At 38.8% G+C, this 23202-nt stretch carries 20 protein-coding genes and 1 pseudogene; 3 read left to right on the forward strand and 18 right to left on the reverse strand.

The window, feature by feature from the left end:
- Positions 1 to 52: 52 nt before the first annotated feature.
- From CCS77_RS07110 to lpxB, 9 genes are all read right to left on the reverse strand, one after another.
- The gene (locus CCS77_RS07110) at positions 53 to 1213 is read right to left on the reverse strand and encodes a type IV pilus twitching motility protein PilT (RefSeq protein ID WP_103598339.1); all 1161 of its coding nucleotides are present in this window, start codon (positions 1211 to 1213) and stop codon (positions 53 to 55) included.
- Positions 1213 to 2205: a transaldolase gene (locus CCS77_RS07115; RefSeq protein ID WP_107916986.1), complete on the reverse strand. Its 993-nt coding sequence runs from the start codon at positions 2203 to 2205 to the stop codon at positions 1213 to 1215. The genes CCS77_RS07110 and CCS77_RS07115 overlap by 1 nt, the downstream gene beginning before the upstream one ends.
- A 4-nt stretch (positions 2206 to 2209) precedes the next feature.
- A complete protein-coding gene (serB, locus tag CCS77_RS07120; RefSeq protein WP_107916987.1) occupies positions 2210 to 2836 on the reverse strand; it encodes a phosphoserine phosphatase SerB in 627 nt (208 codons plus the stop codon).
- Between the two features lie 8 nt (positions 2837 to 2844).
- Entirely contained in the window at positions 2845 to 3342 is a 498-nt protein-coding gene (locus CCS77_RS07125) for a chemotaxis protein CheW (protein ID WP_021087872.1), read from the reverse strand.
- Between the two features lie 10 nt (positions 3343 to 3352).
- A complete protein-coding gene (locus CCS77_RS07130; RefSeq protein ID WP_021089634.1) occupies positions 3353 to 5707 on the reverse strand; it encodes a hybrid sensor histidine kinase/response regulator in 2355 nt (784 codons plus the stop codon).
- An 8-nt stretch (positions 5708 to 5715) separates the two neighbouring features.
- A complete protein-coding gene (locus CCS77_RS07135) occupies positions 5716 to 6669 on the reverse strand; it encodes a chemotaxis protein (RefSeq protein WP_021089619.1) in 954 nt (317 codons plus the stop codon).
- Positions 6669 to 7460, reverse strand: a complete 792-nt coding sequence (locus tag CCS77_RS07140) for a UDP-2,3-diacylglucosamine diphosphatase (protein WP_107916988.1) — start codon at positions 7458 to 7460, stop codon at positions 6669 to 6671. The genes CCS77_RS07135 and CCS77_RS07140 overlap by 1 nt, the downstream gene beginning before the upstream one ends.
- A gap of 63 nt (positions 7461 to 7523) precedes the next feature.
- Entirely contained in the window at positions 7524 to 8009 is a 486-nt protein-coding gene (greA, locus tag CCS77_RS07145) for a transcription elongation factor GreA (protein ID WP_012001423.1), read from the reverse strand.
- Positions 8010 to 8012: 3 nt separating this feature from the next.
- Entirely contained in the window at positions 8013 to 9047 is a 1035-nt protein-coding gene (gene lpxB, locus CCS77_RS07150) for a lipid-A-disaccharide synthase (RefSeq protein ID WP_107916989.1), read from the reverse strand.
- A gap of 102 nt (positions 9048 to 9149) precedes the next feature.
- Here lpxB and surE point away from each other — a divergent pair, with 102 nt between their 5' ends.
- Positions 9150 to 9926, forward strand: a complete 777-nt coding sequence (surE, locus tag CCS77_RS07155) for a 5'/3'-nucleotidase SurE (protein ID WP_107916990.1) — start codon at positions 9150 to 9152, stop codon at positions 9924 to 9926.
- A complete protein-coding gene (locus tag CCS77_RS07160) occupies positions 9916 to 10566 on the forward strand; it encodes a tRNA threonylcarbamoyladenosine dehydratase (protein ID WP_107916991.1) in 651 nt (216 codons plus the stop codon). Before surE ends, CCS77_RS07160 begins: the two co-directional genes overlap by 11 nt.
- A gap of 578 nt (positions 10567 to 11144) precedes the next feature.
- On the opposite strand, the gene CCS77_RS10890 is transcribed toward CCS77_RS07160, so the two are convergent.
- From CCS77_RS10890 to CCS77_RS07180, 5 genes and pseudogenes are all read right to left on the reverse strand, one after another.
- Positions 11145 to 12323, reverse strand: coding sequence for a methyl-accepting chemotaxis protein (locus CCS77_RS10890; RefSeq protein WP_430516335.1), 1179 nt, complete (start codon positions 12321 to 12323; stop codon positions 11145 to 11147).
- Positions 12315 to 13097, reverse strand: a pseudogene (locus CCS77_RS10895) (cache domain-containing protein); the annotation flags it as partial. The gene CCS77_RS10890 and the pseudogene CCS77_RS10895, both read right to left, overlap by 9 nt.
- A 128-nt stretch (positions 13098 to 13225) precedes the next feature.
- On the reverse strand, positions 13226 to 13996 hold the full coding sequence (locus CCS77_RS07170) for a basic amino acid ABC transporter substrate-binding protein (RefSeq protein ID WP_107916992.1): 771 nt from the start codon (positions 13994 to 13996) through the stop codon (positions 13226 to 13228).
- Positions 13997 to 14007: 11 nt separating this feature from the next.
- Positions 14008 to 14736, reverse strand: coding sequence for an amino acid ABC transporter ATP-binding protein (locus CCS77_RS07175; protein WP_002942474.1), 729 nt, complete (start codon positions 14734 to 14736; stop codon positions 14008 to 14010).
- Positions 14729 to 15439 carry an amino acid ABC transporter permease gene (locus tag CCS77_RS07180; protein ID WP_012140157.1) on the reverse strand — a complete coding sequence of 237 codons (711 nt, stop codon included), beginning with the start codon at positions 15437 to 15439 and terminating at the stop codon, positions 14729 to 14731. The genes CCS77_RS07175 and CCS77_RS07180 overlap by 8 nt, the downstream gene beginning before the upstream one ends.
- A gap of 148 nt (positions 15440 to 15587) precedes the next feature.
- Here CCS77_RS07180 and putP point away from each other — a divergent pair, with 148 nt between their 5' ends.
- Positions 15588 to 17075: a sodium/proline symporter PutP gene (putP, locus tag CCS77_RS07185; protein ID WP_103608115.1), complete on the forward strand. Its 1488-nt coding sequence runs from the start codon at positions 15588 to 15590 to the stop codon at positions 17073 to 17075.
- 693 nt (positions 17076 to 17768) lie between these two features.
- On the opposite strand, the gene CCS77_RS07195 is transcribed toward putP, so the two are convergent.
- From CCS77_RS07195 to nhaD, 4 genes are read right to left on the reverse strand one after another with little or no spacing between them, the layout of a single operon-like run.
- Positions 17769 to 18371: an NAD(P)H-dependent oxidoreductase gene (locus tag CCS77_RS07195; RefSeq protein WP_107916993.1), complete on the reverse strand. Its 603-nt coding sequence runs from the start codon at positions 18369 to 18371 to the stop codon at positions 17769 to 17771.
- A gap of 35 nt (positions 18372 to 18406) precedes the next feature.
- On the reverse strand, positions 18407 to 20125 hold the full coding sequence (locus tag CCS77_RS07200; protein WP_107916994.1) for a DUF262 domain-containing protein: 1719 nt from the start codon (positions 20123 to 20125) through the stop codon (positions 18407 to 18409).
- Positions 20126 to 20179: 54 nt separating this feature from the next.
- Positions 20180 to 21712 (reverse strand): glutamine-hydrolyzing GMP synthase, encoded by a 1533-nt coding sequence (guaA, locus tag CCS77_RS07205; RefSeq protein WP_009294571.1) that lies wholly within the window; start codon positions 21710 to 21712, stop codon positions 20180 to 20182.
- A gap of 10 nt (positions 21713 to 21722) precedes the next feature.
- Complete coding sequence (nhaD, locus tag CCS77_RS07210) at positions 21723 to 23111, reverse strand: sodium:proton antiporter NhaD (RefSeq protein WP_107916995.1); 1389 nt, start codon at positions 23109 to 23111, stop codon at positions 21723 to 21725.
- Between the last annotated feature and the right edge of the window lie 91 nt (positions 23112 to 23202).

Consider the following 23202-nt stretch of genomic DNA (forward strand, 5'->3'; position numbering starts at 1 on the left):
AAAAATAGGTGCTGATTTTATCTAATGCTTTATAAATTTCACATAAAGCTTATTAAATTTCTTTAAGCGCGATCACTTCAGGTTGATCTTGTTTGCTTTGAGGTTTGCCAAAATTTACACCATTTTCAAAGCTAAAACCTGCCACATTTGAGCTTTTTATCTTAAGCTGCAAATCGCCCCTATTGCTAGCATTGTCAAGTGCTACTTCGGCACTAATTATCTTATTTTCATAAAGCTCAAGCAGGTGCTGATCAAAAGTTTGCATGCCGTAAGTATTTTTTGACTCAGCTATGGCAAGATCGATCTCGTCAAATTTCTCTTCAGATATGAGCTCTTTTATGCGGGTATTTTTTCTCATGATCTCGACTGCTGGGCGTCTAGTGCCAAAAAGCGTCTTAACTAGCCTTTGTGAGATGACGCAAGCAAGCACTGAAGAGAACATAAGACTGACTTTATCTCGCTCGCCTTGTGGGAAGCTATTTACTATTCTATTTACGCTCTCTTTTGCATCAAGCGTGTGAAGTGTCGAAAGCACCAAGTGTCCAGTCTCAGCAGCTCTAATGGCAGTCTCAATGGTCTCAAGATCTCTCATTTCACCAACCAAAATGATGTCAGGATCTTCTCTAAGCGAAGCCCTTAGCGCATCTGAGAAATTTAGCGCATCTGCCCCGATAGAGCGCTGGTTGATTATACTTTTATCGTCGTTAAATACGTATTCGATCGGATCTTCGATAGTCACGATATGTGATCTTTTTGTCTGGTTGATGAAATTTATCATACTTGCAAGCGTTGTCGTCTTGCCACTTCCAGTTGGGCCAGTCACTAGGATGATGCCACGAGTGGTCTCAGTGCAAATTTTTTCTATCACGCTTGGTAAATTTAAATCTTTTATGGTTGGAATTTTCGTTGGTGTGACACGAAAGACAGCAGAAATTCCATTTATCTGCAAAAACATATTTACACGAAAGCAGTACTCGTCATTTAGTTTATAAGAAAAATCTATATCTTTTTTATCCATAAACTCATCAAATTTAGCCCCCAAAAGCTCATTTGCGATAGCTACTGCGTCACTTGGGTCTAAATTTTCTTCGCTAAGTGGCATGATCTCACCATTAAATCTGCCATAAACAAGGCTTGCAGACTTTAGATGAAGATCGCTGCCGCCTTTATCCACTAAAGAGCACAGATATGAGTCTAGGTCTTTTTTGGTCATTAAAGCGATTTCATAATGTCGTCAAATGCTGCAACAAACTGCTTTAAGCCGTCGTTTAAAAGCTCTTTATAAGTAGCATTTATATCGATCTCATTATTTTTTATGATGTGAAAAAAGCTTGAGATATTCTCTTTGTTAGGGGCATTTTTTGCCTCAGCTTTTTCTTTTATAAATTCTTTTATCGTATCTATCGGAGCTGTGTTTATAGAGTTTTTATACATTAGTTCTCTAACGTAATAATCCCCTCTTAAGCCACCACCTTTTACGCCAGTGCTTGCAAAAAGTGTCCTTACGTTTTCTAAGCCAAAATCCTCAATGATATGATAGATATTTGCAGCGTTCATTATGCCGATCTGCCCAGTTGGCAAGCTCTTTGCAGCCATTGTCTCATCAAGCTTTCTATCAAATCTACTAACAAAAACGCTGATCACACCTTTTGGCATCGTCGTATCCACAAAGCGGCTTGCATAAGCTTTGCTACCCTCTTTAAAAGCCTCTAGGCAGTTTTTAGCCTGATCAGGCGAGAAAATGAGCGTCGCATTTACGCTGATGCCTCTTGCCATAAGCGCGCTCATCGCTTCATAACCCTCTTTTGTAGCTGGAATTTTTATCATGACATTTGGCATTGAAATAAGGTTGTGAAGCCTAATGCCCTCTTCTATCGTAGAAGCTGTTTCGCCACTTAAATTTGGATCAACCTCAATGCTAACAAAGCCATCATCGCCATTTGCGTAGTTTTTTAGCATTTTACATGCGGCGATCTTGATATCTTGGGTCGCTAAAATTTCATAAAGATCTTTTGGGTGACGCTTGTTGCTATTTTGTATGATCTGTTTATAAGCAGGTGATGCAAAAGCTGTTTTAAAGATAGCTGGGTTGCTTGTAGCTCCGTTTATAACGCCTTTTTCTAATAAAGAGTTGAATTCGTTTTGTAAAAAATCTCTCTCTATAAAGTCACACCAAAGAGAAAATTTAGCTTCATTGTCATACATTTTTTCACCTTATATATTTTAAAATTTCACGCAGATCCTTGACATCCACGCAATGCGTCGCCTCTTTTTTTAAAATTTCTTTCGCACAAAAGGCAATTTTTAGATCACATTTTCTAAACATAGATACGTCATTGGCTCCGTCTCCAACGCACATGATCTCACTTTTATCTAAATTTAATAGCCCCTTTAAGCGATCTATCATCTCGCCTTTTGAGCTACCAAACATCATCTCTCCGCCAACTTCACCTGTTAAAATTCCATCTTTGTGGTGCAAGATATTTGCAAAATTTGCATCAAATTTAAGTTTTTCTTGCATCTTATCAGTTGCGATGTGAAAACCGCCACTAAAGACCACGACTTTTATATCCTTTTGCTTTAGAGCTGCTATAAGCTCGCTAGCCCCTGGCATGATGGGTAAATTTTTACAAATTTCATCTGCTTTTGAAAGTGGCATTCCTTTTAAAAATTTTACTCTTGCTGTAAGACTTTCAAAAAAATCAAGTTCGCCGTTCATCGAATGCTTAGTTATGCTAGCCACCTCATCGCTGGCGTTATTAGCGGCGGCGAGGATATCAATCGTCTCGCCGTCCATTATCGTAGAGTCAAAGTCAAAAACACAAAGTTTTATCAAGCTATACCCTAAAAATCACGCTTTAAAAGGCTTTCAACCTTTAAAATCGTAAGGATATTTTGATCGCGTTTGCCGATACCATAGATCATGCCTTTGTCTTTTACTAAAGTCTCTGGCGGCGGATCGATCCTGTTGCGGTCTATTCTGATAGCCTCCGTCAAGCGGTCTATCACGAAGCCTGCGATATTATCCTCATCTTTCATGACGATATATCTTGTATTTGAGCTTTGCTTTGTAACATTTAGTGAAAAACGTTTTCGCAAATCAATAAGCGGGATAACGTTTCCACGTAGGTTAAAGACACCAAGAACATAGTCAGGCACGCTAGGAACACGGGTGTATTCGATAGGTTTGATTATCTCTTGGATATTTAAAATAGGTATCGCATACTCTTCTTCGCCAACAACGAAGCCTACAAGTTGGACTATATCTTCGTTATTTTTTATCTCAGGCTCGTCAATTTGCTGTTTTTGTTTGCTTAAAACTTGGTTTAGTTTATCATTCATCGCCTAACCCCTAACCTAATTTAATATTTTTTCTAACAACGTTTTCAAGGTACTCTGACGAATATGGTTTTGTGATATATTCTGTCATGCCAACCTCTACTCCGCGCAATCTATCAGTTTTAGACGTTCTTGATGTTACTGCTATTAGCGGTAAAGTGCGATACTTAGAGTATTTGCGAATTTCACCTGCTAGAGTATATCCGTCCATCCTTGGCATCTCAATATCAATGAGCACCGCATCAAATGCATGCTCGCCTGATTTAATTATATTGAGTGCTTCTACTCCGTTAGTTGCTTCTATGATTGTGACGCCGATTGGCTCAAGCGACTTTTGCATGATGGTTCTATCCATCTTAGAGTCATCAACGATTAGAACCTTATAATCGCTTGGTTTCTCTTTTGCTTTAGTGCTATCTTCCATTTCGGCTCTAATATTTACCTTAATATCCTTTGCCATCTCCATCATAGCACCAACGTCTATGATAAGAGTTACGCGGCCATCGCCTCTAATAGTAGCTCCAGCGATGCCTGGGATATTTTGTAGATAATCACCCATTGACTTAATAACGATCTCTTCTTGACCAACTAAAGTATCTACTATGATGCCCAGTTTTGCCTCAGCAACGCCGATGATAACAACATAAGTTTGATCTCCGCCGTCAAAGACTTTATTGACACCAAAGACATCTGAAAGTCTAACAAGAGATAAGACCTCATCTCTTAGTCTTAAAACGTTTTTACCATCGATCGTGTAGATATCATCGATAGGTACGCGAACAGTCTCAAGAACGCTCGCAAGTGGTATCGCATAAAATTCCTCTTGTGTTCCAACAAGAAGTGACTGAATGATCGCAAGTGTGAGTGGAATTTTAAGCTTCATAACTGTGCCTTTTCCAACTTCACTCTCGATATCGATGATACCATTTAGTTTTTCGATATTTGTCTTAACAACGTCCATGCCAACGCCACGACCAGATACGTTTGTAACCTTGGCTGCAGTTGAAAATCCTGGCTTAAATATAAGACCAAATGCCTCTTTCTCGCTCATCGCATCAGCTTCGCGCTCAGTGATGATGCCTTTTTCTATCGACTTAGCTTTAAGCATATCAGCATCTAAGCCCTTACCATCATCAACTATCTCAACAACGATATGGTTGCCCTCGTTGTAAGCTTTTAGCTGAACAAGACCTTTTTCAGGTTTGCCCATTGCCTTTCTTGTCTCAGGATCTTCGATACCATGATCGCATGAGTTTCTGATGATGTGAACTAGCGGGTCGCCGATCTCTTCAACGATTGATTTATCAAGCTCAGTCTCTTCACCTGAAATTTCAAGGTCGATCTGCTTACCAAGCTCACGGCTTAAATCACGTATCATACGTGGGAATTTATTAAAGACTTTTGCTATTGGAAGCATTCTTGTCTTCATAACAGCTAGCTGGATATCAGTCGTAACTAAGCTTAAGCTTGAGACTACTTGATTTAGCTCTTCAAGGAATTTCTCGCCCTCATATCTCTCTTCTACGTCATCATAAATTTTTAGTAGGCGGTTTTTACCAAGAACAAGCTCACCGATTAAATTCATCAAGTGATCAAGTCTTTTTACTTCAACACGTATCGTTTGCTCTTGTGCTACTGCACTGTTGCTACTAGCTGCTGGCACTTTTTTGTCTGCATCTCTTTCTCTACTAGGAGCTGGCTTAGGTGCAGGTGCTGGTGCAGCGCTAGCAGCTGGAGCTATCTCTTCAGGAGATTTTGGAGCTATGCCTTTTGAAGCACGTCTTGCTTGATCTTCAGCTTTTCTAACTTTTAAAAGTCTCTCTATCTCAGCTTCAACCTCAGAGTCACTTAGTTTTGAAAGCTCAGCATCACTTACTTCAGGAGCTGCTTCTTCAGCTGGTGCGGCTGGCTCTGGCTCTTTTACTGGCTCAGGAACTGGTGCTGCGGCTGGAGCTTCTGAGGCTGCACTTGGGGCTTCACCTTCAGAAATTTGTGTAAGGCTAGCGCAGATATTTTTGATATCAATGCCAGCGGCTGCGTCACTACCGTTATCTCTAATGCTCTCAAGTAGTCCTTTCATCATATCAACTGACTCAAGAACAACGTCCATAATATCTGGAGTGATCTTTAGCTCGCCTTTTCTAGCTTTGTTTAAAACATCCTCCATGTGGTGAGTAAGCTCTGTTAAAACGTCAAAATTTAAAAAGCTTGAGCTACCTTTTACTGTGTGAGCAACACGGAAAATTCTATTTAAAAGCTCCAAATCTTCAGGGTTTGCCTCTAGTTCAACAAGGTCATGGTCTATCTGCTCAATAAGTTCGAAAGCCTCTATTAAAAAGTCTTCCATTATTTCTTTCATATCATCCATACTTCACCTCACTTCGCAGATTTAGAATGTGCTTCAATCACTTTTAGCACCTCTTGATAAAATACACCAGCATCAAATTTTGTAAGATACGCAGCACCACCGGCTTCTTTACTCTTAACCTCACTAAATTCATTGCTTAATGAAGAGTTAAACACAACTGGAACATCTTTAAATCTATCATCATTTTTAATAGTTGAAGCAAAGCGGTATCCATCCATCTGTGGCATTTCGATATCACTTAAGATAACTCTAAGCTCTTTTGTTAAGTTATCTCCATATCTTTGATAAAGCTCCTCCATCCTCTCTAAGCCCTCAACGCCGTTTTTAGCTTCAACTACGCTAAGGCCCATCTTCTCAAGTGCGTCTTTTACTAGCTTTCTAGCAGTTGAGCTATCATCTAGAACCAAAGCAGCACCTTTGATCTTTTGATCGTCTGTTACGTCAAATTCGATCTTTGGAGAGTAAATTCCTAGCTCTTCAACGATACTTTCAAGATCAAGGATAAGAAGTACTTCGTCGTTTTCTATTCTTGTTACACCTGTGATCTTGCCCTTATCTAGAGTGCCGGCTCCAGCAGCAAAATTTGCAGGCTCTATGTCTTTCCAGTTTATACGTCTGATCCTCTTGGCCTCATGGACGATAAAACCGATCAAAATACCGCTAAATTCAGCGATAATAACACGTGGCTTTATAACTACACCCTCAGTTGGCTCGACGATATTCATCCATCTTGCCAAATTTATAACAGGGATAACCACACCTCTTAAATCAAAAATTCCCTCGATATACTCAGGAACGCCAGGAAGCTCGGTAAGATTTGGCATCTTAATGATCTCCCGCACCTTTGCGACATTGACTCCGTATATTCCTTCATATACTTTGTTTTCGGCCTTTTTAAAGATACGAAAATCAACAAGTTCCATCTCGTTTGAGCCCGTTTTTAGTACGTTGTCTCCAAACATCAATGTCCTTTCAAACTCATTTTGAGCAAATTCAACTTTTGCTGGGCGTATTCTACAACAAAATAACTTTGCTCGCATGCAAAACAAGGTAAATTTATATAAAATCTATCGTAAATATCAAATAGCTCACCTTGATGATAGTGTCCCTCTATCACTATACTTGCGTCAAAGCCCTGCAAATGCTTGCTCATTAGCTCCTTAAAGTTTGAAATTTTATAGTGCAGATTTTTCTTAGTAAGTTTGGCTAGTATCGCTTTTGAAATTTTAAAATCCGAAATTTTATCAAGCGCATTCATAAATTTCAAAAACCATCTAAGCCTTAAAAACCTAAGCGCGTATTTATCTATAAAAGGCAAAAATATATCGCCATGCGCGATCTGGACGTGCTCGCCGCTTATAGTTCTAAATTTCACTGGCTGAGCGCAAATGTCATAGACCTTTACCCCCTCAAAGCTTAGCCTCTCGCCTTTGTCCCAAAAATCTCTAGTTTTATTAAATAAATTTGAAAGTCTAAAATCGTGGTTGCCCTCGAAGTAAAAAATTTCAACCTTTTGTGAAATTTTATTTATAAGCCTTAAGTGCTCAGTATAAAATTTTTGCGTATATTCGCCCTCGCCCGTTAAAAAATCAAATATATCGCCAAGCAAGAAAATCTGCGGCGACTCTTTGATCTCTCCGCTATCAACGGCGCGCAAAAATTTCAAAAAGCCATCTCTATTTACATTTTCATGCGCATCAGCCAAAAAGATCGCGCCTTCTTTTATAACGGGGACATATAGATATTCGCTCAAATTTTGCCTTAATTAAAAATTAGCAGAGCCAAAAAGCAGTTTTTAGCTCTTTGTCTAGTCTTTTTAGTCAAATTTTATAGGTTTATAGCAGATCTTAACGATCTCAACGTCGCTTCTGCCTTTTGGTAAATTTAGCGCTACCTCATCGCCCTCAGCCTTGCCTAAAAGCTGCTTTGCAAGAGGTGAGTTTATCGAGATATAGCCCTTATCTAGGTCACTTTCGCTCACACCAACTATCGTGTAAGTATGCTCTACCTCAGTCTCTTCGTCCATTATCGTCACACTTGAGCCAAATCTCACCCTATCATGCTCGTAGCTACTTGGATCGATCACTTCAGCATTTGCCAAAAGTGCGCTAAGCTCAGCGATCCTAGCGTCTATAAAGGCTTGCTTCTCTTTTGCAGCGTGATACTCGGCGTTTTCTTTTAGATCGCCGTGGCTTCTTGCGATGTCGATCTCAGTTACGATTTGTGGGCGCTGCACTAGCCTTAGATCCTTTAGCTCAGCTTCTATCTTCTCGTATCCGTGCATTGTCATTGGTTCACTCATTTTTTACTCCATATTTTTTAAAATTTTTACTACATTTTTACTGCTGCCATGCCCTAGGTAGGCTCTTAGCTCATCGCAGCCTTTTAAGAATTTTTGCCTATCGCAGCTCTTGTAGGCTCTTAGCAAATTTTCAGCCGTTGCAAACTCTTGTATAAACTCCTCATGAAGCGGCTCTTTGCCCATGAAATCAAACATTATATTTGCAAGTCCCGCATGCTTGATCTTTACAAATTTTCTGGCGATAAAAACATCTATCGCTTTTGCCTTGTATGCTAGCACAAATGGCGTGCCAATGAGCGCTGCTTCAAGCGTAGCAGTGCCAGAGCAGACAAAAGCAAAATCGCTCTCATACAAGGCTTCAGGCGTGTTTGAGATGACCTCAAAATTGCTCACATCGCCGTAAATTTCGCCCATTTTATCAAGCAAAAATGGCGGCACTACAAGCAGCCTTTTTGCTTCTATCTTTTTAGCAAGCTCTCTATAAACTGGCATCAGCCTAGAAATCTCTGACCTTCTTGAGCCTGGCAGAAAAGCCACTTTGCCACTGCTACTTAGGCTAGTTTTTTTAAGCTTTATCTCATCCATCAAAGGATGGCCCACGTAGGTCGAGCGACTATAAAATTTAGAGTCAAATGGCAGGATCGAAGCTAGGTTGTCACAGTATCTCTCCACAACGCTCACTCTTTTTGGCTTCCACGCCCAAACTTGAGGCAAGATGTAGTATGTCACGGCTGCTTTTGCGCCGGCCTCTTTTATCGCCTTTGCAAGCGGCAGATTAAAGGCTGGACTGTCTATTAGCAGCACCGCATCAGCCTCTTTTGCCATCTGGCTCATCACTTTCACTGCCTTTTTTGCCTTAAAAATGAGTGGCAAAACCTCTACAAAGCCCATCGCTGAAAACTCGCTGCTTTTCATATATGGCATGCCAAACTCTTCGCTAAAAATTCCCATTAGCTCAAATTCGCCCTCAAAATTTTTCAAAATTTCTTTTAAATGCAAATTTGCCGATGGCTCAAGAGCGGAGACTAAAATTTTCATTTACACACTTTCATCAGGTCTTTTTTTGGGGGCATTATACGCAAAAATTCTTTAAAATTTTAAGAAAGCTGTGATAAAATCCAAGCCTTTAAAGGATAAAATTTGAAAGAAATTTTGATAACAAATGACGATGGATTTGAGGCGACTGGCCTGCTTGCCTTAAAAGAAGCTTTAAGCGAGCTAGATGACGTAAATGTCACGATCGTAGCTCCAAGCTCTGAAAAATCAGCCTGCGCTCACTCTTTGACACTCACAAGACCGCTTAGATTTATAAAACTAGATGATGGCTTTTTTAAACTTGACGACGCAACGCCCAGCGACTGCGTCTATCTCGCACTTCATGCACTTTATAACAAAAAACCAGATCTAGTGATAAGTGGTATAAATCACGGGGCAAATTTAGGCGAAGATATCACCTACTCTGGCACGTGTGGAGCGGCGATGGAGGGCGTTTTGCAGGGCATTAGAAGCATCGCTTTTTCACAGTTTTATGAAAACAACTCACTAAATGAACTTGGCTTTGAACTAGCAAAAGAGATCGTTAAATTTATCGTGCCCAAGGTGCTAAATGATGAAATTTCGCTAAATCAAAGAGAATTTCTAAATGTAAATATCCCAGCCACAACTAGCAAAAATTTCAAAGGTTATGCCGTCGTGCCAGCTGGCAGACGCACCTACGCCACGCATGCCACGCTTAATCGCAACCCAAGAGGCATCGAGTACTACTGGCTTGGAAACGCCGCACTTGAATATGAAAAAGGCGAGCCAAGCGACATCAGCAAGGTAAATGAGGGCTTTGCAACGATAACGCCCATAAAACTAAATATGACTTCATACGAGAGCTTGGAGAGCTTAAAAGTGAAATTTGATGCAAAATGATAGATTTACAAGGATAAGATGGCTCTTTGGCGAGGATGGTTTTAGCAAGCTTCAAAGCGCAAAAGTGCTAGTTTGCGGAGCCGGAGGTGTTGGTGGGATGTGCGTGGATGCGCTTGCTAGAAGCGGGGTCGGAAGCATTACTCTAATCGATAAAGACATCTTTGACGTGACAAATCAAAACCGCCAAATTTATAGCGAAAATGTAGGCGGCGTAAAGGTGGAGGAGTTTGCCAAAATTTATCCTTGCATCACGCCTATGCAGACGCTGATCACGCCTGAGTTTGTCGCTGGATTTGACTTTAGTAAATTTGACGTGGTGATCGATGCGATCGATGATATCGCCGCCAAGATCGCCCTTGCAAATGCGGTAGATCCTAGCAAATTTATAGCCTCGATGGGTGGGGCAAAAAGGGTTGATCCAACCAAGATCAAAGTGGCCTGCGTTTGGAAAACATCGGTCGATCCACTTGCTAGAAAATATAGAAATGAGCTCAAAAAATCAGGCTTTAGCGGTAAATTTGACGTGGTCTTTTCAACAGAAGAGCCACTTTGCAAGCCACTTGGAAGCTTCATGGGCGTGACTGCTTGCTTTGGGCTAAATTTAGCCTCATTAGCTGTTAAAAAGATAGTTGAACAGTAAGCCTAAATTTACACTCCGAGCAAAATTTCAAATTAGAGCTAACATTTTGGATAAATTTAACAGCCAGCTCTACAATACACAAATTTAACAATCCAAGATGAGCGTCTAGCAAATTTTAAAATTTACAAGCGATCATATCACATCACCAAATTTTAAACTTGCTAGAGTTTTAATTTGCATGCAGTGCAAAGCACTGAGGCATGCCACTTCTAACGTGCGAGGGGATTGGGGGATTTAAAAAGGGGGATAAGGGGACGGCTTCGTAATTCAAGTCCCCTTGTCTCCCTTAACAAAGAAAGAAAACTTTAAATTTCTAAAAAAGTATTTTACAAATTTTAAAATTTCATTCACTCGCAAGAATTGACTACTAAAATTTGGCTTCGCTTACAGCTTAGCTCAAATTTTAGAGCCGAAATTACTCGTTCATGAAATTTTAAAATTTTATGGATAGTTTTATAAGTTAAATTTAGAATTTAAAGCAGAAAAACAAGTAGTCTAAAATTCACATAGTCCTCTAAATTTAGAGGACTATGCTTTGTGTTTTATCGTGGTCTTTGGTTATCTTTACAATAAGTCTTTTAAAACCTCTTCTTCCTAACATCCTCAACAATAGCTTTAGCCATCTCATCTACTTCTGATGTTACTTCGTTTGCTTGGTTGGCAATTACAACATTTTCTTTTGTTAGGTGATCTATTTGAGCAACTGATTGATTTATCATATTTATGCCTTCACTTTGCTCTTTGATTGATTCACTCATCTCATTTATTGATTGAGCTAATACATTTGTATTTGCTTCTATCTCACCAAGAGATTTTTGAGTACGTTCAGCTAGTTTTCTAACTTCATCAGCAACAACTGCAAATCCTCTACCATGCTCTCCAGCTCTAGCTGCTTCAATTGCAGCATTAAGAGCTAGAAGGTTAGTTTGATCTGCTATATCTCTAATGATAGTTATGATGTTTTTAATTTCATCACTTTGTCTTATAACATCAGCTGTCTTTTGAGAGATGGCATTCATTGAGCTAGACATTTGCTCAACTGCAGCTGCTGATTCTTGTAAGCTATTTGCTTGAGTGTTTGCTGAGCTTGCTACTTTTGATACTGAGCTAGCTAGAAGTTTAGCTTTTTCTTCAAGTACTTGAGCTTGGTTTAGATTGTCATTTAGCATTTTAGATATTTCAATGCCTAGAGAGTTTATACCACTTGCTATCTTACCATCATCATCAAGTCTTTTTGTAAAGTCTTGGTTTTTATAAGTGTTTAGTAGATCAAGTACATCTTTACCATTACTTGATATTGCACTTTTAAGAGCAAGTTGTAGATCTTTAAATGTGCTTTTTAGTTGATTTAGAGCTGGGTTATTAGTATCAGCTTCTAAGCTTGCTTCATAGTTGCCATCTTTTATCTCATTTACAAAGGTGTTGGCTTTTTGGATGAAGATACTTTGATCTTTCATACCATCTTCAATGGCCTTTGTGTTTTTGTTTATTAAATCTGCCATTTGGCCAAATTCATCTTTAGATGTTATCTCTATAGGTTGGGCTTTGTTTGTCTTGTGATTTAGTAGATCAAAGAAAGATAGCAGGCCTGTTTTTAGTTTGAGGATGATTTTTAGGAGGTATGAAGATAGATAAAGCGAGAGCAATAGTCCTAAAATAAGCACCACCACAAGCACTCCAACAGATGCATAAGCAAGTGAGTTTAGATCCTCTAAAAGCTCATCTTTGTCAAGCTCGCCGATAAGATACCAGCCCATACTTTTGATATATTTTGAGCCGATCAATAAATTTCTACCATCTTTATCTAGCGATATGTAGCTGCCATTTTCGTTGATTAGCTTTTTAAGGTTTGCATCACCAACTAAATCTTTCAGATTGCCGCTTACATCTTTGCCGATCTTGATGTCGCCTTTTTCATCGACCAGTAGAAATTTACCGCCACGACCTATCTTTTGTGACTGAACAAAATTTACTATCTCGCTTAAATTTACGCCAGTCGCTGCGATACCATAAAATTTATCATCTTTTTGAACCTTATAGTTTATATACATCATTATCTTGCCGCTGCCGTCTTCAGCCTTGTTGATGTCGATCAGGCTTAGGCTGCTGCCATCTTTTAAGGCGTAGTACCATTTGTCATTTTCTGGGTTAATGACCTTTAAAATTTTATCTTCGACATAGTAGTTTAGGGTTTTGTCTGAGCCAAACATTATCGTATCTAACTTTAAATTTTTAGCAAGAGTCTGAAAATAGTCAAACAAGACCTTTCTGCCGTGCTCGTCCTCGCCATTTTTTACCCAGTCTATTAAGAAGCTATTTTGAGTTATTTGATAAGAAGCGTCGATTATCTTATCGATGTAAGATTCTATTTTATAACCAACTTCATTGACAGCAAGTGGGAATTCTTTACTTTCGACCCTGTCGGTATATAAATTTTTAGCCATGTTATAGGTCACAAGACCAACCACACTAACACAAACCAAAAGCATGACACTTAGCACAAGTGCCGTTCTCATCCTGAGTGATTTCATTGCATTCTCCTTAAAGTAAATTGACAATTTTATTACAATATATTTAAATAATATTAAATTTTATAAATTAGAAATTTGTGAGATTTTTTGCAAGAAGCATCTTACCTCTTGCAAATTTATATTAGGATTTATTTTTTAAGATCGTATTTAGCGAGCATTTTGTCAAATTCACCAGATTTTTGTAGCTCTTCGATCGCAGCATCTATCTTTTTGATAAGATCAGTGTGTTTGCCCTTATCAAATGCCATCGCAAAGCCCTCTGTGCCGTCAGGAAGTCTTAAAAACTCCTCTAAATCTGGATTTTGTTTTAAAAACTCAACACCTATTGGACTATCAGTAAGCACAACATCGATCTTGCCGGCATTTAGTGACATTATAGCTGCCGCTACGTTTTCAGCCGGGATCGACTGAGTTGTGATCTTTTTAGCTGCCTCTTCTTGAAGTGTGCCAACTTGAGCTGAAATTTTCTTATCTTTAAGGTTGTCTTTATTTACATCTGAGCCTTTTTTGCGGATAAATAAATTCTCTGAAAAATAATATGGCTTAGTAAAATCAACAGACTTTCTTCTCTCATCTGTAGCACTCATACCGCTTATCGCGATATCGATCTTGCCAGTTTTTAAAGCTGGTATTAGCCCGTCAAAACTCATATTTGCAACGTCAAATTTGATCCCAGTTTTTTTAGTGATCTCATTTAGAAGATCGATCTCAAAACCAACGATTTGATTTTTATCATCAAGATACTCAAACGGAGGATAATCAGCACTTGAACCCACCTTATAAACTACCTCTTTGCTAGCTTCTGGCGCATTTGCAGTGGTTTTTTTACCACTATCATCACCACAACCTATAAAAAACATAACTAACCCTAACGCTAGAACTTTTAAAAAATTTTTCATTTTACTCCTTATTAGTGATTTAAAATTTTACCTAAAAACTCTCGCAGACGCTCGTGCTGCGGATTTGTAAAGACATTTTTTGGTGTGTCATCAACTGCTATCTTGCCTTTATCCATAAAGAAAATTCTATTTGCCACGTTTCTTGCAAAGCCCATCTCGTGAGTCACCACAAGCATCGTTATGCCCTTTGCTGCGACGTCCTTCATGATATCAAGCACCTCTCCGATCATCTCAGGATCTAGCGCACTTGTTGGCTCGTCAAATAGTATCACCTCTGGCTCCATAGCTAGGCTTCTAGCGATGGCGATACGCTGCTTTTGACCGCCTGAGAGCTTGTGCGGATAGGCAAATTTCTTATCGCTTAGCCCAACGCTCTTTAGCAGTTCATCTGCCCTCCTCTCAGCGCTCTCTTTATCTAAAATCCCAGCTTTTATCGGAGCTAGGGTTAAATTTTGCAAGACGTTTTTGTTTGCAAAAAGGTTAAAGTGCTGAAATACCATGCTCACTTTTTGGCGAATTTTATTTATGTCTGATTTTTTATCCAAGATATCTTCGCCATTTATCTTGATATGCCCGCTATCTGGCTCTTCAAGGCGGTTTATACAACGCAAAAATGTACTTTTTCCGCCACCACTTGGACCAATTATCGCTATAACTTCACCTTTTTTGATATCTACGCTAATATCATTTAAAACACGCAAATCGCCATAACTTTTGTTTAAATTTTTAATCTCAATCATGGCGATTTAGTCTCCTCTCAAGTAGTTTCACCAAAAGGGTGAAAAATTTAACACTCACGTAATATACAATGCCCGTAAAAATAACTGGCTCTGGGCTGTAAAAGACCGCTTGAAGGCTCTTACTTTGCATCGTAATATCAACGACGCTTATGTAGCCAACGACTGAGGTCTCTTTAAAAAGCGATATAAATTCATTTGCAAGCGCTGGCAAGATATTTTTAGTAGCTTGTGGGAAGACTATCTCACGCATCGAAACGTAGTAGTTTAGCCCCATCGCCCTAGCTGCCTCCATCTGACCTTTATCGACGCTGTTTATGCCGCTTCTTACGATCTCAGCGACGTATGCAGAGCTATTTAAGCCAAGTGCGATCACAGCGACATAGAAGTTATCGCTCCAAGTGGCAAAAATCACCACAGAAAATATTAGAAGTTGAAGTATTACAGGCGTTCCACGCAAGATGTCGATATACTCATCTATGACGAAATTTAAAACCTTGATATCTAAAAATTTAATAAAAGCTAAAATAAATCCAAGTGTGATGCCTATAGCGATACCGCCTATCGTAAGGCCAAGTGTTACTCCATAACTTTTGATATATGCGATCTCTTGCGCCTCGCTAAGATCTCTTGGATAGAAAAAGTATGTTCCAAGTGAGACAATTATTATAAAAAATAGAAATTTGGCTAAATTTTGAGCGTTCAACTTCATCCTTTCTTTAAAATGTAGCCTTAAATGATACGAAAAAAAATATATCATTTTGCTTAAAATTTTTTAAGGAATAAGCCAGCTCATTGAAATTTAAATGAATTTATAATAACATAAGCGTTTTATTTTATTTGAAAGGAATTTTATGAGCTTTGGGTCTTATTTAGCCATCGCCATCTATTTTGGTTTCTTGCTCTTTATCGGACGATATTTCTACGATAAAAACGCAAGTATGAACGAGTATCTACTGGATAACCGTCAAATGGGTCCAGTCGTCACCGCACTTAGCGCTGGCGCTTCTGATATGAGTGGTTGGATGCTACTTGGCGTGCCCGGGGCCTTATACGCAACTGGCGTTGCAAATGTCTGGATGATAGCTGGTCTTATCGTGGGAGCTTACTGCAACTACTTATTTTTAGCAAAAAGGCTTAGGGTCTATACCGAGGTTGCAAGCGACAGCATCACGATACCTGATTTTTTAGAAAACCGCTTTAAGGATAGGACGAAAATTTTAAGGATCATCTCAGGTCTTATCATCTTGATATTTTTCACACTTTACGTAAGTAGTGGCATCATCGCTGGAGGCAAGACTTTTGAGAGCTTTTTTGGCTTAAAATTTGCATACGGAGCGGTCTTTACGCTCATAATCGTAGTCTTTTACACGTTTTTTGGCGGATTTAAAGCCGTTAGCATAACTGACGCATTTCAGGGCCTTTTGATGTTTTGTGTCCTAGTCTCGATCCCAGTCGTGGCATATCTAAATTTAGACCTGCCAAGCGATACAAATTTGATAAAAGAGATAAGCAGGCTTGATGCAAATCACCTAAACCCATTTAGAGATCAGACTTTCTGGGGAATTTTGGGCCTTTTAGCTTGGGGCTTTGGCTACTTTGGACAGCCACATATCATCGTTAGATTTATGGCGATACGCGACTCAAAAGAGCTTGCAAAGGCAAGAAGGATCGGCATCGGCTGGATGACGATCGGCCTACTAGGTGCAATTATGAGTGGACTTATCGGCTTTGTCTATTTTAGCCAAAGAGGCGGACTAAGCGATCCTGAGACCGTATTTTTAAAGCTTGGTGAGCTACTTTTCCCACCATTTTTTATAGGTATCATCATCTCAGCCGTGCTTTCAGCGATCATGAGCACTATCTCAAGCCAGCTTTTGGTTACATCAAGCTCGGTCACAAAAGATTTTATCTTTGCATTTTATAAAAAAGAGGTGAGCCAAAGCACACAAACAGCGATCAGCCGCTATGCAGTCGTGGTCGTAGCGATAATTGCCACCGTACTTGCCTTTATCTCTACAGATAACGTTTTAAACGTCGTTGGCAACGCTTGGGCTGGATTTGGCGCGAGCTTTGGGCCAGTGCTTCTTTTTAGCCTTTACTGGAAACGCATGAGCGCACTTGGAGCGCTTGCTGGCATGATAGCTGGCGGTGCGACTGTGATATTTTGGATAACATCAGGGCTAAATGCCTATGTTTATGAAATTTTACCAGGCATTTTAACCTCAAGCCTAGCCATCATCATGGTCAGTATCTGGGGCGACGCAATAAACAAAATGACTAGCGAGCCACACGAGCAAGTGATAAAAGATGAATTTGAAAAGATGAAAAAAAGGCTTTAGGTCTTAAATTTATAAGAAATTCCTAGTACTTGTAACTGGGAATTTCTAAAATTTATCTTACCGTCTTTATTGGATAATTATTTCTCGCTCTTCATATAAATTTACAAAATAAGTATTTGCAATGCTTTTCTATCTTGTATGCAGTAACACTGCAATTTTCAAATTTGCATTTAACTATATTCTAAAATTTAGCCTTTAGATATAAAAACACACCTTTAGTGGTGTCTTTTTAACTATTCATATTTATTTGTTCTTCCATCTTATATGATGTCGCAATCCATCTTGCAGTTTCTAAGTCTTGCGGATCATGAATTGTGCTCTTTTTTTCGTATTTAGCATAGCAACTTTTAACATATATTCATCAGTAAGAGCAAAATCAAAAACTTCTATTTTGTTTCATACGCTCTTTCTTTACAGATTTTGGGACAACAATGACATCTCTTTGAATTAACCACCTTGGCATAACCTGCCCTGTAGATTTATTATATTTTTCCCTATTTCTTTTAGTATATCTACATTAAATGTATCATTATCTCCTCTACACATAGAGGCAAGCCTCATGATTTCCTCTCTCGCTTCAAAGCCTAACGCGCCAACGTGAGTGTTCTCGCAATCAAAAATTCTCTTGCTAACGACGCTTTTTTCGATCACTTTCGTGTCGGCGTTTAGATTGTAAATTTTCCCTTAGTAAATTTACGCAAGCCCAGGAAAGCGTCTATCCAACACACATTTGACCTGCTCTAACCAGACCTTTCGCTCAACCTCGTCGCTATCCGCGACCACTCTAAACATCAGCCGCTCAAATGTTTTCACGCCACAAAAATCAAAAATGCAGCTTTTCCAAATTCTTTCCAGCGGATCGTCGAATATCTTGTTTTCTCTGGCCTCGGGAGTATTGGATGTGTTAAAGACTACGGCGGCTTCAGCTTTTAAAAACCCCATCGGAAGCCCGCCGCCGTTATCGCCCGGCGCAAAATCGTAGGCTACTCCTTGCCTTAGCACGCGATCAATCCAGTCCTTTAGGATGGCTGGCGGCTCGCTCCACCAATTTGGATGAACGATCACGATACCGTGGTCGTTTGCGATGTCTTTTTGATGCACTTTTAACAGCTCGTCGTCGCTTTCGTCGCTCACGAGCTCAGTGCCGCTAAGGATCAGGTTAAATTTCTCTTTATATAGATCGTGAAATTTAACCTCGTAGCCGCTATTTTGCAATTTTTCTGCCGCTACGTTCGCAATAGCCGCATTTAGACTTCTCTCGTAAGGATGCACTAAAATGATGCAGATTTGCTTCATAATAATTTCAGTTCTTGTTTTCTTAAATTCCCTAATCAATTATCGCAAATAATAAAATCATAATACTCTCTAGCCATTTTTTTAGAACGAACTTTAGCTACTTCAATATCAAAATCTGAATATTCTGAAATAAAAGTTTTAACTTGCTCATATTTTGATTTATTATAAACTTCCCTTTTTTCAATATATTTTAAATCACTAGCATCATTATTTAGTTGAGTCTCTAAACAAATTAGGTTGCCAATCAAGCAAGTATCATTATCTTCTGATTTTTCATTTATAATGTGTTCTACGGAAGTATCATCAGAGAAAAAATCCTTTTTCTCAAAATATTGATTAAGCTTCTTTAAAACATATTTAGCCAATACGTTTGTTGGTAAATTTTTTCTTCCGCTATATGCCAACTTAACAAAACCCTCTTCAAATTCCTCATACTTCGGCAATTTAGAGTTAAAAGTATCGTAGAGTAATTCATTAAGAATCGTATTTGTATCGCTTTTACTTTGTGTTTTTCTTAACTTGATTGCCAATTTAGAAAAATTGGTCTCATATATATTAGCCTGCTTCTTTGATATGTTTGTATATGCGAAAATAAAATTTTCAAGGTATTGAATTACCTTTTTAAAACTTGAAGTTGAAATTAGCTCCCTTTTTTTTATATCTAATAGCGCTAGTAATATAATTCTGCTTTGTACCACATTAAATATACTTCCGAAAGATTGTAGACTTTGAACCAACCATTTATATTCTTGCCTATTACTGTAATCTTCTATTTTTGGATTAACAATACTAATATAAATCTTTGACTCTTTTTCTAAATCCTTTAAAAAATCAAGGTATTCATCTTTTTTTATATAAGACTTAAACGAATCATAAAGCTTATTGTTTGTTTCTTTTTTAAATCTAGATATCCAATAATGTCTATAAAAGGTTGCTAAACCTATTGAGCCATCTCTGTCTCTTAAAGTTTTTTTAACCCCTTCCCAAACACTTTCTGCATAGCCAATTCCTCCATTTTTATCATTGTGCAACTTTTCAAAAACTATGTTTTTAATAAGATCTATGCTTGCAAGATTTTTACCTTTAGCATTTAAAATTTCAAAAATCATATATGCACTATCTTTATCACTGGTTACTATAGCGATAAGTTTTGACTCAAGAATTTGATCTCTAACTGCTAGTAAAATCTTCACATAGTCAAAATCTTTAAAAACCAAATTTTGTTCTTTTAATTTATCACATGATAAATATATATTAAAAAAATCGTAAGTTTGCTTTATGTTTTCTTCTTCCTCTGTTTCTACTTCCGGGATATTGGTTTTTTCTTTAGATTGCACATAACAATCAAAATACGGATATGACGTATCACTGATCAAATGCCTTATAGGTTCGTCATTATCATTAATATCTTTAACATATCTAAAAGTTGCATCAGATAAACCTTTCTCTCCACATTCCATTAATTTATTTGAAATTACTGACAATAATATTGTAATCACAGTTAATCTTTGCTGACCATCGACCACATCTATACTATTCTCGTTAGAATTTCCAGAAAAAACCATAGTTCCAATAAAATACACATTATTAGATAAACTGTCTCCTACCGACTTTATACCACTAATAATATCATCTATGAATCTTTTATAAAACTGCTTATCCCAAGAATAATCTCTTTGAAAAACGGGTATCCTAAAAGTTGGGTACGTTTTAAACAGTGTTTTTATATCCATATCTTGTGGAGAAAAATTCATGATTATACCTTTCTAATAATGCTCAAATGCTGTTGCATGCCGATATTTTTACCACTACTCCCACTCGATAGTTGCAGGTGGCTTGCTTGAGATGTCATAAACTACGCGGTTTATGCCATTTACCTCGTTTATGATGCGGCGGCTTACGTTTTCAAGCAGGTCATAAGGAAGTCTTGAAAAGCTTGCAGTCATGCCATCACTTGCATCTACCACACGCACACAAACAGCGTTTTCATAGGTGCGGTTATCGCCCATAACGCCAACAGAATTTACATTTAAAAGTACGCAAAATGCCTGCCAAGTTTTGTTATACCAGCCACTACTTTTTAGCTCATCGCGCAAGATCACGTCAGCTTTGCGAAGTAGCTCAAGGCTTGGTTTATTTACCTCGCCCATGATGCGGATAGCAAGGCCAGGTCCAGGGAAAGGATGGCGGAAGACTAGCTCGCGGCTTAGTCCAAGCTCAAGTCCTAGCTTTCTAACCTCGTCTTTAAAAATCTCTCTTAAAGGCTCTATCAGCTCAAATGTCATCCAATCAGGCAAACCTCCAACGTTGTGGTGGCTCTTTATCGTCTTGCTTGAGCCAACAACTGAACTTTCGATGATATCGGTATAAAGAGTGCCTTGAGCTAGAAATTTCACATCGCCATGCTTCTTAGCCTCTTTTTCAAAAATTTCTATAAATGTCTCGCCTATGATCTTGCGTTTTTTCTCAGGATCAACGACACCAGCCAAGCGACCAAGAAAGATCTCACTCGCATCTATACTAACTAGCTCAACGCCAAGCTTTGTTCTAAATGTAGCTTCAACTTGCTCTTTTTCGTTTGTTCTAAGAAGTCCGTTATCGACAAAAACAAGGATCAAATTTTCAGGCACAGCAGCTGCTAAAAGTGCTGCAGTCACAGAGCTATCCACGCCACCGCTAACTGCACAAAGCACCTTGTGAGTGCCCACTGTTTTTCTGATCTCTTCTATCTTATTCTTAGCGAAGCTTCCCATGTTCCATGTACTCTCGCAGCCGCAAATATATTTAGCAAAATTCTTTAAAATTTGTGTGCCATACTCGCTATGTTGCACCTCTGCATGAAACTGGATCGCATAAAATTTACGCTTATCATCGCCAAAAGCACAATAAGGCGAATTTTCGCTAATCGCAATCGCCTCAAAGCCCTTTGGTAGGTCTTTTACATAGTCGCTATGGCTCATCCATACGATTTGCTTTGAAGGTGTATCTTTAAAAAGATCGTGCTCTTTTACGACGCTAAGTTCAGCTTTGCCGTACTCTTTGTGATCAGCTGCTAAAACCTCAGCACCATGCGTGTGAGCAAGTAGCTGCATGCCGTAGCAAACGCCAAGTATAGGGATGTTTAGCTCAAAGACGCCATTATCGCAAAAGTAGGCATCTTTGGCATAAACGCTAGCTGGACCACCACTTAGAATGATACCTTTTGGATCTTTCGCCTTTATATCGCTTAGTTTTGCGTTAAATGGCAAAATTTCAGTATAAACTCCTTCTTCTCTTAGCCTTCTAGCTATTAGCTGAGTATACTGCGAACCAAAGTCCAAAACTATAATCGTATTGTTCATTTATAACCTTTTAAAAGTAGATGTGAAAAATTTCAAACTGCACATACCAAACAATGAGTGATACGATGTATCCTAAAACTACCATCCATGCATATTTCATATGCGCACCAAAGGTATAAATTCCTTTTAATTTACCCATTACTCCAACGCCAGCTGCTGAACCAAAGCTGATCATCGAACCGCCGATACCAGCTGTAAGTGTCACTAGTAACCACTGACTCATAGCCTCGCCTGCATCAGCTCCCATAGCTGGATTTGCTTTTAGAACGGCTGACATAACAGGGACGTTATCAACGACTGCTGAGAGGAAGCCAACACCGATATTTACAGGTGTTGAGCCAAATTTATCATAAAGTGACACAGCGTAATTTAAAAATCCAGCAAAGTGAAGAGCGCCAACTGCAGCTAAAATTCCAAAGAAGAAAAATAGCGTGTTGTTCTCGATCTTTGACATATAGTGAAAGACATTCATAGGCTCTTCGTCTTTGTGAGCTTTTTTGAAATAATATGTATAAAGGCTAAGTAGCGAGAAGCCAAACATCATGCCCCACATCGCTGGCAAGTGAAATAACTGGTGCATCATAACTGCACAAAAGATAGTAAATGCACCTATAAAGATAACTGCTTTACCGCCCTTTTTCATAACCACTTTTGGCTCATTTGCCACGTCAAAATGAGGTGCAGTATTTGGCACGATGCGTGAAAGTAAAAACGCAGTTACAAACCAGCCGATAAATGAAGCTGGGAAAAGTGCGAAAAAGTCTAAGAATGGTGACTTGCCAGCTGCCCAAACCATAAGTGTAGTGATGTCGCCAAATGGACTCCACGCTCCGCCTGCGTTTGCTGCTACGACGATGTTTATAGCACCTGCGACTAGGAAATTTGTATTATTTCTATCTATCGTTAAAAGAACGGTTGATAGGATAAGCGCTGTTGTTAGGTTATCAGCCACTGGGCTAATGAAAAATGCCAAAATACCAGTTAGCCAAAATAGCTTTCTATAAGTGTAGCCTTTTGAAACTAGGTTATATTTAAGTGCGTTAAATACATCTCGTTCAACAAGTGCCTCGATAAATGTCATCGCCACCATCAAGAAAAAGACGATCTGAGCTATCTCTAAGATCAGGTGATTTACCTCGTGCTCTAGCGAATGCACATCCATGCCATTTATAAGCATATAAACGCCGATAAGTAGGAACATAAAAGTGCCGATAAAAATGGCAGGTTTTGCCTTGTCGATGTGAAAATTCTCTTCTGCTGCTATGAAAAAGTATCCAACAACAAAAATGATAAGCGATAAAATTCCCGCCCATGTAGTAGTTAAGTCAATAGCCGCAGCTTCTCCGTCAGCACCAAAGGCTAAAGCAAAAAACAAACTTAGAAGTCCAAATAACCTCATATACTCTCCTTGTAAGATAAAAATTTGCGTATTTTACTTAAATGAGCCTAAAATTTAGGTTAGTTAAATTTATTAAGCTTGCATTACATTT

The sequence above is a fragment of the Campylobacter concisus genome (assembly GCF_003048375.1).
Classification (GTDB): Bacteria; Campylobacterota; Campylobacteria; order Campylobacterales; family Campylobacteraceae; genus Campylobacter_A; species Campylobacter_A concisus_T.